This is a genomic window from Halomicrobium sp. HArcht3-1 (assembly GCF_058933345.1).
The window spans coordinates 35,627-49,303 of sequence record NZ_JBZYDM010000012.1 but is presented as its reverse complement, the minus strand read 5'-3'; the positions used below and the strand labels follow the sequence as shown (position 1 = coordinate 49,303).

Annotated in this window: 11 protein-coding genes; 4 read left to right on the top strand and 7 right to left on the bottom strand. The window is 63.1% G+C overall.

The genetic code is table 11. From position 1 onward, the window contains the following. Window positions 1-24: 24 nt before the first annotated feature. The 3 genes from AC5FRW_RS17165 to AC5FRW_RS17155 are packed head-to-tail and all read right to left on the bottom strand — an operon-like array spanning window position 25 to window position 3,183. The gene (locus AC5FRW_RS17165; protein WP_493569686.1) at window positions 25-999 is read right to left on the bottom strand and encodes an alkaline phosphatase family protein; all 975 of its coding nucleotides are present in this window, start codon (window positions 997-999) and stop codon (window positions 25-27) included. Between the two features lie 39 nt (window positions 1,000-1,038). After that, window positions 1,039-2,160, bottom strand: coding sequence for a DegT/DnrJ/EryC1/StrS family aminotransferase (locus tag AC5FRW_RS17160; protein WP_493569685.1), 1,122 nt, complete (start codon window positions 2,158-2,160; stop codon window positions 1,039-1,041). A gap of 21 nt (window positions 2,161-2,181) precedes the next feature. After that, window positions 2,182-3,183: an NAD-dependent epimerase/dehydratase family protein gene (locus AC5FRW_RS17155; RefSeq protein WP_493569684.1), complete on the bottom strand. Its 1,002-nt coding sequence runs from the start codon at window positions 3,181-3,183 to the stop codon at window positions 2,182-2,184. Window positions 3,184-3,264: 81 nt separating this feature from the next. Here AC5FRW_RS17155 and AC5FRW_RS17150 point away from each other — a divergent pair, with 81 nt between their 5' ends. Continuing rightward, complete coding sequence (locus AC5FRW_RS17150; RefSeq protein WP_493569683.1) at window positions 3,265-4,236, top strand: GDP-mannose 4,6-dehydratase; 972 nt, start codon at window positions 3,265-3,267, stop codon at window positions 4,234-4,236. On the opposite strand, the gene AC5FRW_RS17145 is transcribed toward AC5FRW_RS17150, so the two are convergent. Further along, a complete protein-coding gene (locus AC5FRW_RS17145; protein WP_493569682.1) occupies window positions 4,227-5,855 on the bottom strand; it encodes an alkaline phosphatase family protein in 1,629 nt (542 codons plus the stop codon). The genes AC5FRW_RS17150 and AC5FRW_RS17145 overlap by 10 nt on opposite strands. Window positions 5,856-5,916: 61 nt before the next feature. Here AC5FRW_RS17145 and AC5FRW_RS17140 point away from each other — a divergent pair, with 61 nt between their 5' ends. From AC5FRW_RS17140 to AC5FRW_RS17130, 3 genes are all read left to right on the top strand, one after another. Next, on the top strand, window positions 5,917-7,008 hold the full coding sequence (locus AC5FRW_RS17140; protein ID WP_493569681.1) for a glycosyltransferase: 1,092 nt from the start codon (window positions 5,917-5,919) through the stop codon (window positions 7,006-7,008). 75 nt (window positions 7,009-7,083) lie between these two features. Continuing rightward, entirely contained in the window at window positions 7,084-8,979 is a 1,896-nt protein-coding gene (asnB, locus tag AC5FRW_RS17135; protein ID WP_493569680.1) for an asparagine synthase (glutamine-hydrolyzing), read from the top strand. Window positions 8,980-8,981: 2 nt separating this feature from the next. Then, window positions 8,982-10,196, top strand: coding sequence for a hypothetical protein (locus AC5FRW_RS17130; RefSeq protein ID WP_493569679.1), 1,215 nt, complete (start codon window positions 8,982-8,984; stop codon window positions 10,194-10,196). Window positions 10,197-10,458: 262 nt separating this feature from the next. On the opposite strand, the gene AC5FRW_RS17125 is transcribed toward AC5FRW_RS17130, so the two are convergent. From AC5FRW_RS17125 to AC5FRW_RS17115, 3 genes are read right to left on the bottom strand one after another with little or no spacing between them, the layout of a single operon-like run. Next, window positions 10,459-11,445 carry an NAD-dependent epimerase/dehydratase family protein gene (locus AC5FRW_RS17125; RefSeq protein ID WP_493569678.1) on the bottom strand — a complete coding sequence of 329 codons (987 nt, stop codon included), beginning with the start codon at window positions 11,443-11,445 and terminating at the stop codon, window positions 10,459-10,461. Next, window positions 11,438-12,367, bottom strand: a complete 930-nt coding sequence (locus AC5FRW_RS17120; protein ID WP_493569677.1) for an NAD-dependent epimerase/dehydratase family protein — start codon at window positions 12,365-12,367, stop codon at window positions 11,438-11,440. Before AC5FRW_RS17120 ends, AC5FRW_RS17125 begins: the two co-directional genes overlap by 8 nt. 2 nt (window positions 12,368-12,369) lie before the next feature. Continuing rightward, window positions 12,370-13,539 carry an NAD-dependent epimerase/dehydratase family protein gene (locus AC5FRW_RS17115; RefSeq protein ID WP_493569676.1) on the bottom strand — a complete coding sequence of 390 codons (1,170 nt, stop codon included), beginning with the start codon at window positions 13,537-13,539 and terminating at the stop codon, window positions 12,370-12,372. Window positions 13,540-13,677: the final 138 nt, after the last annotated feature.

Genomic DNA, 13,677 nt, shown 5'->3' with positions numbered 1-13,677 from the left:
CCCGTACAAAAAACGTGCTGCTCGTTATTCGATTCGCTCTCTGTACCCCAGTGCTGCCAGTCGGTCGTTGACCACGTCGTCGGCCACGTCAGTCTCGCCGACCGGAGGGTCGCTGACGATCTCACGCCGTCCATCGCCCTCGACGACGAACCACGGCACCTTCCGGAGTTCGGTGCAGTAGATCCAGTTGAAGTGACTGTACTCGCGTTTCGTCAGCGGCGTTACCCGGTCGCCGAGTAACTCGCCGTGGTCCGCCGAGACGACGGTCTTACCGTCGAGATCTGGAAGGAGTGCTTCGACGTGTTCGAGCACGATGTCCAACGACTCGTCGTACGCCTGCCGGATGTCGTCTCGTGATACCGGCGAATCGGGTCGCCGTGCGGCGTCCCAGAGATTTCCATCGCCGTCGCTGTCGTCAGTCCCGTCGGTGATCGAGGGTTCGAAGCCGACGTTCGAGACGATATCGAGGTCTCGAAACCGGTCGCCCATCGGCCCGAGATACGGTTTGTGCGGTTGCATGAAGTGGACGACCAGACGCTTGTTCGGATAGCGCTCGTGGGCGCGTCTGGCCGCATCGGCGACGGCCTCCGGTGGCACAGTCTTCAGTTCCTCGTCCCACTCGTCGACGAGGTGATGTCTGGCGTGAAGTAACCCTTCCTCGATCCGTTCGACGAACGGATTGGCAGAGACGTACACCGTATCGTGATAGGGACCACCGCTAAAGGTCGCGTCGATGAACTGCGGACTCGTTGACGAGGGTGCGATCCGGGACTCGGTGTGCCCATCGAGCCAGTTGCGATCGAGGAACGCGTCGTATCGACAGGCATCGAGGACGAGCAGCGTGTCCCAGTCCTCTGCCATGTAATCGATGCCGGTCCCGTGTCGCCTGAGGAAGTACCAGTTGTTGAGATCGTACAACCGATGCCTACAGTGGCGCTTGACCAGCGCCGGATTACTCAGCGCCCTGACAAAATTTCTTGGTGTGTACGGTTCGAACATCTCTATGTCATCCTCGACTACTGGTGTAGGCGTCGGCGCTCATGGCCTGTCGTAACCGAAGTATTCGCGGATGGCAGTCGAGATTCGGTCCAGGTTCGACTCGTCGAGGTCCAGGTGAAACGGGAGCGTGAGGATGCGATCCGAGACTCGCTCGGTCACCGGGAAGTCACCCGGTTGCCAACCCCACTCCTCGGTGTAGTAGGGAGTGAGATGGACCGGGTCGTAGGTCACACGTGTCGGAATCCCGCGGTCTGCGAGGAAATCCGCGAGACCGTCCCGTGTCTCAGGGTCGTCGAGCCGGACGTTGTAGAGTTGATACACGCTGTCGCGCTCGGGTGGAAACACCGGACACTGGACCCGGTCGACGCCGGCCAGCTGGTCGTTGAGATAGGCAGCCATCTCCCGGCGACGCTCGATCATCCAATCGAGTTTCTCCGCCTGTGAACAGCCGAGCGCCGCAGTAAACGACGACGGCATCAGGTTGTGACCCCACGTGACGAACGCTCCGTCGCTCGATTTGCCTTGTGAACGGAACAGATCGAGGTCAGCCTTCAGCTCCGAAGAATCCGTCACGACCATGCCGCCTTCACCGGTCGTTAACAGTTTGTTGAATGCGAAGCTGAACGTCGCCGCATCACCGAAGGAACCGACCGGCCGACCGTCGAGAGTCGCACCAAGTGAGTGGGCCGCATCCTCGATCAGCGCGATGTCGTGGTCGTCGGCGAGTGCACTGAGCGCGTCGATCTCCGCACAGACATCGCCGGCGAAGTGGATCGGGACGATCGCAGCGGTCCGGTCGGTGATCTTTCGGGCCACGTCGTCTGGATCGAGCCCCAGCGAATCCGGTTCGATGTCGGCGAACACCGGATCGCCACCTGCAGCGACGACGGCGTTGGCCGTTGCCGGGAAAGTAAAGGAGGGGACGATCACCTCCCGCCCACGGACGCCGAGACACTCGAAGACTGCGTACAGCGCAGAGGTCCCCGAGTTCAGTGCAGTCGCGTACTCGGTACCGGTTCGATCGGCGATGTGTCGTTCGAACGCGTCGATCTCGTCGCCTTTCGCCACCCACGTCCCTCGTTCGAGCACCTCGGTGACGGCGTCGATATCGTCACCGTCGATGTGCGATTTGAACAGCCAGAGGTCGTCGCGATCGGTCATCGTCTCCACCCACCCTGCATCTCACTCACCCACTCCCTGTGATCGGACGAACTCGACGTAGGTTTTCATTCCCCGTTCGAGCGAGTACGTCGGTTCGTAGCCCAGCTGTTCCCTGGCCTTCGAGATGTCGAGTTGCCCGCGTCGAGGCCGCCCGGTGGGATTATCGTACTCATAGGTTTCGACGCCGGGAACGTACTGCTTGATCACACTCGCCAGTTCTCGGATCGTCCGTCCCTCGCCACGTGTTAGGTTGTACGTTTCGTTTACGGCCACGTCGGCGGTCGCGGCCAGCGCGATACCGTCGACGAGATCTCCGACGTACGTGAAATCGAGTTCCTGCGTGCCGCCGTTGTCAAGTCGGAGTCGATTGCCTTTCAGTGCTTCCGTGACGAAGATTTCGCTCACTCGCCTGTTGCAGTCGGTCGGTCCGTAGACGGCCGATGGACGGATCGTAGTATAAGAGATGTCGAACTGTTCTTCGAAGGCCTTGACGACCTGTTCTCCCGCAAGTTTTAGGCTCCCGTAGACGTTCGTCGGTTCACATCGTGACTCCTCACTGGCGGGGATGACTTCGCCGTCGTCGTCTTTTTCGAAGTGTCCGTAGACCATACTCGAAGAGATGTAGACGAGTCGATCGAGTTCGACCGTTGCCGCTCTGACAGTGTCTAACAGCGTGTATATCGTATCGAAGATGTCACGCTGGGCGATCTCTGGGTCGTCGTCGGCGACCGTCGCCAGCGGCAGAGCGGCCAGGTGAACGATTACGTCCGGATCGAACGACTCGATCGTCTCTCGCAATCGGCCTCGATTCGTCACGTCACCGCGGACCCGCTCGACGCCGTCGAGTTCGTCCAGTTCATCCGATCGATACTGTGAGTAGGTGTGCCAGTACGTCTCTGCCGAGGGTAGATAGTGGTTCTGTGCGTCGTAGGTCAGAACGGCGTTCCCAGCATCGGCGAGTTTTCGAGAGAGATGATAGCCTATAAAACCTTCACCACCAGTAATCAAGTACTTCAGAGCCATTGTGGTCACTAACAAGTATATGTACTTAGCCATTATGCCGAGTAATCCGTTCCTACCGAGATCGGCGAGTGGAGAGAGCGCATGACTGAATCGGCAATCGTCGCAGGCGGTGGTGGCTTCCTCGGGAGCCACCTCTGTGACGCGTTGCTCGACGCCGGGAAGGAAGTCGTCTGTGTCGACAACTTCGGGAGCGGCCGGGAGTCGAACGTCGAGCATCTCCGCGGTGAGGAGCGCTTCAGCGTCGTCGTGGCAGACATCCGGACGAACCCGGAACTGCCCGAAGTAGACCGCATCTACCACCTGGCGTCGCGTGCGTCGCCCGACGACTTCACCGAGTTTCCCGTCCAGATCGCACTGACAAACACCGAAGGGACGCGCTACCTCCTCGATCACGCCCGCGAGTGTGACGCCCGGATGCTGTACGCGAGCACCAGTGAGGTGTACGGCGACCCAGAGGTCACCCCGCAGCCCGAAACGTACACCGGCAACGTCAACATCAGGGGGCCGCGGGGCTGTTACGACGAGTCGAAACGGTTCGGTGAGACGCTGACGGTCGCGTACCTCAAAAAGTACGATCTCGACGTTCGGACGGCGCGGATCTTCAACACCTACGGGCCGCGGATGCGTCCGTCGGACGGGCGTGTCGTCCCGACGTTCCTCTCGCAGGTGCTGCGTGACGAGGACATCACGATCTACGGCGATGGGACGCAGACGCGAAGCTTCTGTTACGTCACGGACACCGTCGCCGGACTGCGCAGCGTGATGGACGCCGAGAGCCTGAAGGGAGACGTGGTCAACGTCGGTAAGGACAACGAAGTGACGATCAACGAACTGGCGACCCGGATCAGACGGGTCGTCGAGACGGACGCCGAGGTGGTCTACGAGTCGTTACCGGAAGACGACCCGAAGCGACGCTGTCCGGACCTCACGAAAGCGCGCCGCTCTCTCGACTGGGAGCCGACGGTCACGCTCGATGACGGCCTCGCCCGCACTGCCCGCTCGCTCGCTGACCACGTCGGCGCTGATCCAGACCGGGTCCAAGATCAACGATAACCGAGATCTTCGAGTCGTTCCGTCACGGCCGTACCGGCAGCCGCGCCGTCGCCAGCCGCGTACGGCACTGTCCCGTAGTCGGTGCGTTCGACCGGCCCGTCGACCAGTTGTGATGGCACTGTCCCAGCCATTCGCTGGGGGACGGCGTGGCCCAGTGTGTGCATCACGATCGGTGCCACGTCGAGCACCGAGAGATCCGCCACTGTCTCCGAAATCTGAGCTCCCGTCGCCAAGAACACGCCGGTGGTCTTGTGGTCGTGGTGATCTACCGCAGCGTAGGTGTCGCCGTACAGGCGTGTCGACAGCGTGTTGTTCATGTCCGAAGGGACGACCAACACGTCGCAGGCCAGTTCCGTGTACGGCCCACCGTAGTACGCTTCGCGTGGTTCGATTGCTTCGAAGGCCGGTTCGCCATCCGGCGTGCTGGCACCGTTGAGGACTTCGATCACGTGGTCACGAACGCGCTCGTAATCGTCTGGGTCGACGACGCCCGCAGGCTCCCGGCCCCGAACGTTCAATCGAACCCCGAGCTCTGGCGCACTCCGGCAGTACGCCTGTGACTGTGCCCAGTCGACCCCATCACTCATCGCTGCTTTCGTCGCCTCGGGGAGCAACGACGCCAGTGTCTCGCCGAGGCCGAGCGTCGCGGCTGCCCCGTGGACGCGAGACGGCGTCAGTCCGACACGTTCGCCGACACTGGCAAGACGAGTGACTGTCCGGTGGGGGAGCGACGCAGTCACGCCACTCGAATCGTCGGGAGCGACGAGGTCCGCTTTCCGGTCGCCCAGTGCCGGGACAGTGTTGCCGCTGGTAGTCGAGAGCAGCCCCGCCTCGCTCAGAAGCTCGTTGACGTAGATCGTGTAGCCGTCGGTCGGGCCGATGCCGTGATCAGAACAGACCAACAGCGTGTCCTCGGGCGTCAACTGCGCTCGAACAGCACCCAGTACCTCGTCGGCCGCCTCGTAGACCCGACGGAACGCCTCATCATCGTCGAAGTCGTGGACCACCGTGTCTGTCTTTTGTACCTGGACGAACGCGAAGTCCCACTCCCGCTCTGCCAGCAAGTACGCCGCGGCGTCGCGACGCATCTCGACGAGGTCGACGTAACTTTCCAGCGTTCGCTGCTCGCCCACGTCGAGTTCGCGGTCGGCGTAGATTCGGTACTCGCGACCGAGTGCGTCGTCGAGCTCCGATCGCACGCCCGCTGGGTAGCCATCGGCCGACTCCGGAGCGAGGTACCCCGGCACGAGGACGCCATCGAGTGTCTCGGCAGGGTGAGTGATCGGGACGTTCACCACGACTGATCGGTCACCGAGTTCCGTACAGTAGTTCCAGAGAGCGGGAGCCCGGACGTCGTCCCGGGCGACCAGCGGTGCCGCGTCTGGATAGCAGTCCTGATGGCTGAAGAAATCGAAGACGCCGTGGTCGTCCGGCGGGCACCCGGTGTATAGCGACGGCCAGGCGCTGCCGGTCCACGGCGGAAACGTTGACGCGAGCGGTGCCTCGACCCCGCGGTCCCGAACAGCACGGAAATTGGGCAGCCGATCGGCGAACGCATCGAGGTAGCGGAAATCGAGCGCGTCGAAGCCGACGACTGCGACGCGGCCACTGTCGCTCATTGGACAGTGTTGGACGAACGTCGGGAAATACTCTTTGTCCACGCCGACGGAGAGGTGGCAGATGCACGTCTGTCTCCTCATCAATTCGCTGACGCGAGCAGGCGCAGAGATGCAGGTCGCCCGACTCGTCGAAGGGATGAGCGGAGCGGACATCGACATGACCGTCTGCCACGTCGAACCCGAGGACGCCCTGGCTGATCGCCTTCGGGCAGCCGGTGCGACCGTCGTGGGCCTCGATTCCTCGAAGCTCGATCCGCGGCTCCCGTTCCGACTGGCAGCGGTGCTTGACGATGTGGACCTGCTGCACGCACACCTCCCCTACGCACAGACACTGGGGCGGGTCGTCGGTCGTGTCGTCGGCGTCGACGCCGTCCTCAGCACGCAACATTCTGTGCCCGAGACCTACCGACGGGTGACCGGCGGGCTGGAGCGAGTGACGCGGCCGCTCGACGACGTGACGGTCGCCGTCTCGCCCGGTGTCAGGGACGCCTTTGGGGCGACCGACGAGCCAGACTGGCGGACGATCTACAACGGGATCGACGTGACTGCGTTCCGAGAGGCCGTCAATCACCACGATTCTGACGACGTAGGGCCGGCGACGGACGGCCCCAGATTCCTCTCGGTTGGGCGCTGTGTTCCGCCGAAGGCACATGACGTGCTGATCGCTGCGATGAGCCGTGTCGTCGAGACGTATCCAGACAGCCACCTCTGTCTCGTCGGCGACGGCCCGCTGTTCGACCAGCTCGAATCGCTCGTCGCCCAGCGTGGGCTCGCCGACCACGTCACACTGACAGGCCACGTAGCGTCGGTCGAAGCGTACTACGCATGGGCCGACATCTTCGTCCTCTCGTCGATCCAGGAGGGACTGCCCGTGACCCTCCTCGAAGCGATGGCGGCAGGAGTGGCACCCATCGTGACCGACATCGCCGGTGTCGAGGGCGTCGTCGTGGACTCCCCGGTCGTCCCGCCGGGCGACGAACGTGCCCTGGCAGACGCGATGTGTTGGATCGTAGACGGTGACACCGCAGACACCCTCGGAGCGGCGGCCGTCGCCCACGCGGAGGAGCACTTCGATGTGGCGGTGACCGCACGAGAGTATCTGGCGCTCTATCGTGAGCTACTCGGCGACACGCTTAATCGACAGCCCAAGTAACTACGGAACAGATGCTGGGTGTACTGCCACCGACTGTGCGGCAAACCGATACTCCGTCGAGGCCTCGGTGACGCGATGTGTGGGATAGCCGGCCTCTTCGCACGTGACCGGGCACCCAATCCCGAGGCGTTGGCGGCGATGAACGACTGTCACTCCCACCGCGGCCCGGACGACGCGAGTACCTACTTGGACGGGCCGGTCGGCCTTGCACACAGACGGCTATCGATCATCGATCCAGAGGGCGGTGCCCAGCCGATAACGAACGAAGACGGCTCCATCGTCGTGATCTTTAACGGCGAGATTTACAACTACCGCGAACTGCGTGACCGGTTGCGGCGTCGAGGCCACGAGTTCACCACCGAGAGCGACACCGAAGTGCTGGTCCATCTCTACGAGGAGGACGGCCCGGAATTGGTCGGATCGATCGACGGCATGTTCGCGTTCGCCCTCTGGGACGCTGACCGCGAGCGACTGCTGCTGGCACGAGATCCAATGGGGATCAAGCCGCTCGTCGTCCTCGAAACCGACGCGGAAGTCGCGTTCGCCTCGGAGCTCTCGACACTGCTTTCGGCGGGCTACGACCACGGCGGCCTCGACGAGCGAGCGATTGCGTCGTACTTCGCCAATGGGTTCGTGCCAGCCCCGCGGACAGCCTTCCGAAACGCCTGGAAGGTCCGACCGGGCGAACGAGTGTCGATCACGGCCGCGGAAACCACCCGCACCCGATACTACCAGCCGGACGTATCTGCGACAGCGCCGGATCTCGACGTAGCGGCCGACACACTCCGAGCGCGTGTCGAGGACGCCGTCGAGCGACGGCTGGTGAGCGACGTGCCGCTGGGGGCGTTCCTGAGCGGCGGGCTCGATTCAAGTATCGTCGTCGGCGTGATGGCGTCGCTGCTCGACGAACCCGTCGAGACCTTCACCGTCGGCTTCGAGGACGCGATGTTCGACGAATGCTGGGCCGCTGAAGCGGTCGCCGATTACCACGGGACCGACCACACGGTGTACACGGTAACGCCGGACGATCTCCGCGAGACGGTCCCGAACGTACTGTCTCGTCTCGGCGAACCCTTCGCCGACCCGTCGCTGATCCCGACCTCGGTCGTCGCTCGCGAGACCAGCGACGCCGTCACGGTGGCGCTGTCGGGCGATGGTGCCGACGAACTGTTCGCCGGCTACGACAAATACCGTGGAGAGTACCTCTCGAAGTACTACCGAGCAGTGCCCCATGCAGTTCGAGAACGTCTTATCGAGCCGTCAGTGGCGCGCTTGCCAGCATCGCGAGCGTCGTCGTCCGGCGAGTTCGTTCGACAACTACAGGTGTTTACCCGTGGCGGAATCGAAACTGTTCCCGACCGTCACTTCGAGTGGGTCCGTCTCCCGGATGACAGGGCGGCCGGCGCAGTGACTGTCGATGCAGTCGCGGCCGGCCGAGAAGACCTGACGGCGGCACACAGCGACGCGACAGCGTGGCTCCCAGAGGACCGCCGAGACCCACTGACACGTATGCAGGCAGTCGATACGCGGTACGGGCTTCCCAGCCAGATACTCCACAAAGTCGACCGGGCGAGTATGTTCCACAGCCTCGAAGTGCGGGTCCCGTTCCTCGATACGAAGGTGTTCGAGGATGCGTTCGGTCTGCCACGGCGATACAAGCTGACCGGGAGAGAACGAAAGCGTGTGCTCAAGCGAGCATTCAGCGATGTACTGCCGCCGGAGATCCGCCAGCGCGAGAAGCAGGGGTTCGACATGCCGATCGGCCGCTGGCTCGTTGCGGATCTCGCAGACGAGTTCCGCGACCTCGTCCGTACCGTCCCCGCGGCGTTCCTCGATACGAGCGCAGTACTCGACGTGTACGACGACCACTGCCACGGCGGGGAACACGGGAAGTTCCTCTGGAGCGTCTACGTGTTCGCGACGTGGTACGACAGACTTCGTAACAGCGGTGTCGTCTCTGACAGCTACTGACTATGCTCGCCACAGCCTTCGTCGTCGTCACGGTGTTCGCGTTCGTCGTTCGTCGGTACGACGATCCGGTTTTCACTCGTGCAGGCGGCGTCGCGCTGGCCGGGCACGTCTTCGTCGCAACGATCGTCCTGCCGCGGCTTCCCTACGGGTGGGACGCCGATTGGTTCCACAAGACCGCTCTGACCTATCTCGCGGGCGGGACGCCAGCCGACCCCGCGACGGTCGTCTCGTTCGGTGCGTTCCAGGCAGTCGTCTACGCGATGTTTGGCGTCGACAAGACGAACGTCGCGCTGGTCAACGGCTTGCTTGCGGTGGTGACTGCGATCCCGCTGGCAGCACTTGCTCAGCGAGTGTACCCCGAATTGAAGCGAGACGCCGGCGTCGTCGTGACGAGCCTGTTCTTGCCGCTCCCATTCCTGTTCCTCACTGTCCCGATGCGGGACGCCCTGGCGGTACTGTTGGCAATCTCGACACTGGCGCTACTCGTCGACGGCATCGAGCGAGCGGATCTGCGACCGTTCGTCCTCGCGGTCCCGCTGCTGGGACTGACTGGCTGGCTCCGAACCGAGCTGTTCTTGCTCTGTCTGCTCGCCGCCGTCGCCGGTCTCGGTGTCCGTACGCTGGACTGGGTGTCACGTCGACAGGTACCGCTCGGTTCGATCTCACTCCTGGCCGGCGGAGTCGGGTTCGTCGGCGTCCTCGTGTTCCGGGCCCGGAACACGATCGAAGCGCTGGAACGGCGGATGCTCGCTCGTCAGGTCGGCGGCGCGGTGTACCTTCCCGGGGCCACGTACGACTCGTGGTTCGACGTGCTCGCTTCCGCCCCGGGGCGTGCAGTGTACTTCCAGTACGCGCCGTTCCCATTTCACGTGCGCACCGGTTTTGACCTACTGGCGCTGTGCTCGCTACCGATTCTCGTCGTCCTTACTGTCGCAGCGTACCAATCGCTTCGGGCGCGCCCGATAGACCGTGCGACCGCCACGGCACTAGTGATCTTCTATGCGGGCGGGGTGCTTGGCTACGGATTGATCGACTCGAACTACGGGACGACGATCCGCCACCGCATTCCGTTCACACTGCTGCTCGTCGTCTTCGCTGCACCCGTCCTCGACAAATGGTGGGAGTCACTCAGTCGGATCGGCAAGTGGCCACACGAGTCTCGAAACGACCGCAAACAGGGCGACGAAACTGGCAAACCGCACCCCGATGTGGAGTGAACTCGTCGCGATCCGAACAGCGCTGAACACGACGATCGATAGGAGGATGATCTGTAGCCCCCTACTGTCTGAGACGAAGGCTGCGACGGTGCTCTCTGTGACCCATTCCCGTGCTGTAGTGCCGATCGCGTAGCTCCGCGAGGCGCGTATCGCTTGCAGAAATGCTGTTGCCATCGATCGAGAATCGCGGTCTGACATCGTTATTGCTCTACGTAGTACTTCAAAAAGCGATCGCCGCTTCTAAAGGTTGGTGTCGAACTCGTCACTCGACCGCTTCGGCGAATCGCTCGCGGACAGCGGACACGACATCGCGCCGAGTGGACCATCCCAGCGTCTCTGCGGCCGTGCTCGTATCCACGGCGAACGACTCGACCAGCGTCTCGTCGTCACCACGTGGGTTGTCGACGATTTCCACGTCAACCGTCCATCCACCGGTCTCGATCGTCACATCGCGGACCATCTCGGCGACGTTCTGCACGCTCGGATCTTCATCGCTGGCAATCTCGTATTTTTCCACACCGGTCTCCCCGTCGCGCAACTGCTCGAGCAACCGCTCGGCACTCTTCACGTACGCCTGTGCCACGTCTTTGACGTGAACGAAGTTCCGCGATTGCGTCCCCGGCTCGTACACCGTCAGCGTCTCGCCGGCCAGCGCTTTGTTCACGAAGAAGTTGATCACGGTCCCTTTCGACACCGTCTCGCCGCCGATCTCGTGTTCCCCGTACAGATTCGAGATCATGAACTGGTGTGCCGGGAACGCGCCGTCGGCGAAGTCCTCGATCGCGCGTTCGCTCAGCAGTTTCGTCCGGCCGTACCAGTTCAGTGGGTCGCGTGGATGATCGACAGTGATCGGGAACTCCTGGGGATCGCCGATGACGGCCATCGAGAAGGGGAAGGCGAGCGCCGCGCCGGTCTTGCGGCAGAACCACGCGACGTTGTTCGTCCCTTCGACGTTGACCTCGTAGGCGAGATCCGGCTGTTGCTCGCAGTCGTCGACACCGGAGATCGCAGCGAGATGCAACACCACGTCGGCCCCCGACAGCGCCGCCTCCAGCCGATCCCGGTTTCGGATATCGACGTGTTCGACCGTGACATCCCCAACCGCACGAACGTCGCCGAGATAGAAGTTGTCGAGTGCGGTGATCTCCCAGTCGGGATGTGCTTCCGGGAGGTCGTGAACGACGCGGCTGCCGATGTAGCCCGCGGCACCGGTGACGGCGACGTGGGGCGTGTCGATTGCTTCAGTCATGTTTGAATCGGTCTGCAAGATCACGGACGCCCTCGCGGAGCGTCCACTGTGTTTCGAAGCCCGTCGACGCGAGGCGGTCGAAGTTGACGTGATACGACGGGCCGGGATGTTCGTCTTCGAGGTACGTGACGTCGACTGGCGCGACTTCGTCGGCGACGATGTCGGCGATGTCCGCGATCTGGTAGTTCTGTTCGTTGGTGCCGACGTTGTACACCAGATCGGACCAGTCGTCGGGACGGAGTACGGCGTCGGCGTAGGCTCGCGCGGCGTCCTCGACGTGGATGAAGGGCCGCCAGTTCGAGCCATCGCCGTACACGGTCAGCGGTCGCCCGGTCAGTGCGCGGAACACGAAGTAGTTGACGACGAGATTGAAGCGTACGCCGGGCGAGTCGCCGAAGTTCGTCGCCATCCGCAGGGCCGTGCCGGACATGTCGAACTCGTCGCAGTACTCCGCGAGCAGCGTCTCCGAGTCCAATTTCGACTCGGCGTAGGGGTTGATCGGGTCCGGGTCGACGGTCTCGTCGATGTCGGTGCTGGTCGCCCGTCCGTAGACGTTACACGAGGAGGCGAAGACGACGTGTTCGACGCCGAGTTTGCCCGCCGCGGTGAGGACGTTCTCGGTCCCATCGTAGTTGACGGCGAACGTCTCATCGCGCCGGTCGTGCGTGCTGGCGGCACCGGTGATCGCAGCGAGGTGGACGACGCGGTCGACGTCGCGCATCGCGCTCTCGACGTCGCCGTACTCTCGCACGTCGCCCCGTCGGAAGTCGAGTCCGTCGTCGAGCGAGCCCATGAGCGCGCGTGGCGAACCGTCGGTGAGATTGTCGAGGACGACGAGACGGTCGACGCGGTCGTCGTCGCCCAACAGCGGGAGCAGTGCGCTCCCGATGTACCCACACGCACCCGTGACCAGCACGTCCATCGTCACTCCTCCAGTACGCCCGGCAGGAATCGATCCTCGTGGGCGACGATCGTCTCGTCGTAGCGGGTCAGCGTCTCGAAGATGTCACGCACGCCCGCCTCGAAGGTCTGGTCTTGCCCGCCGATCAGGTCGTCGTAGTTGTCGTTCTCGATCTCCATCTTGTGGGTCTCGTCCTCGTCGCGCGGGTTCTCGAAGTGCTCGACGGCAACGTCCAGATCGAACTCGCTGCCGACCTCGGCGATGGTCTCTGCGATCTCGACGATGCTGATGGCCCGGGTCACCTGATTGTAGACCGTAAGATCGTCCGGTCGGTCGTCGGGATCGGCGAGGGCTAGCTGTGCCAGGCCCTCGACGGAATCTTCGAGGCTGATGAACGGCTTGCGCTGCTCGCCTTTGCCGTAGACCGTGACCGGGTAGCCGGCGACGGCCTGGGCAGCGAAGCGGTGACCGACGGTCCCGAAGTAGTAATCGAAGTCGAACCGCGTCTTGAGGCGGTCGTCGTCGCGCGTTTCGGCCGTCTCGGTGCCGTAGACGATCGCGGTCCGAACGTCGGAGATCGGGATGTCGAACTGCTTGTGGGCCAGTCGCATGTTGGCCGCGTCGTGGCTCTTTGTGAGATGGTACCAGCTCCCAGCCATCGCCGGGAACGGCACGTCGTCGCGCTCGCCGTCGTTCTCCATCGTCGCCCCACCCTCGGGGATCGGGAACTCCGGCGCACCGTAGACGCCCGTCGTCGTCGTCTCGATGAAGTGGGTGTCGGTCAGGTCGTGTGCTTCGAGACCCCACAGGAGGTTCCGGGTCGCCTGGAGGTTGTTGTGCTGGGTGTAGTTGGCCCGTTCGCCGTTGATCTGGGAGTAGGGCGCCGAGGGCTGCGCGGCGGTGTGGACGACGACCTCGGGTTCGTGCACCGAGAGCAGTTCGTCGACGAAGGACTTCTCGACGAGGTCACCCTCGACGAAAGAGAGGTTCGTCAGGCCGTGGACCTCGCGGGCCGCTTCGAGCCGCTCGTCGATGCTCGCGACCGGCGTTGCGCTCGTCGCGCCGACCTCCTCGACCCACTCACGTCGGCCGAAATTGTCGACGAGAATAACACGGTCGTCGGTCCTGTTCGCGATGCGGAGCGCGGTCGGCCATCCGAGGTAGCCATCGCCGCCAGTGATGAAGATCGTCATAGTTACTCAGATAGTGAGTAACCCGACTGCGGTAAATATTTTGTGTTCAGTCCGGCCGCTGAGTCGACAGGAGCGAGAACAGCCACCCCTCTCCCGATTCGCAACCATTAAATCGGCCCTCTCCCACTTTAGGGATGC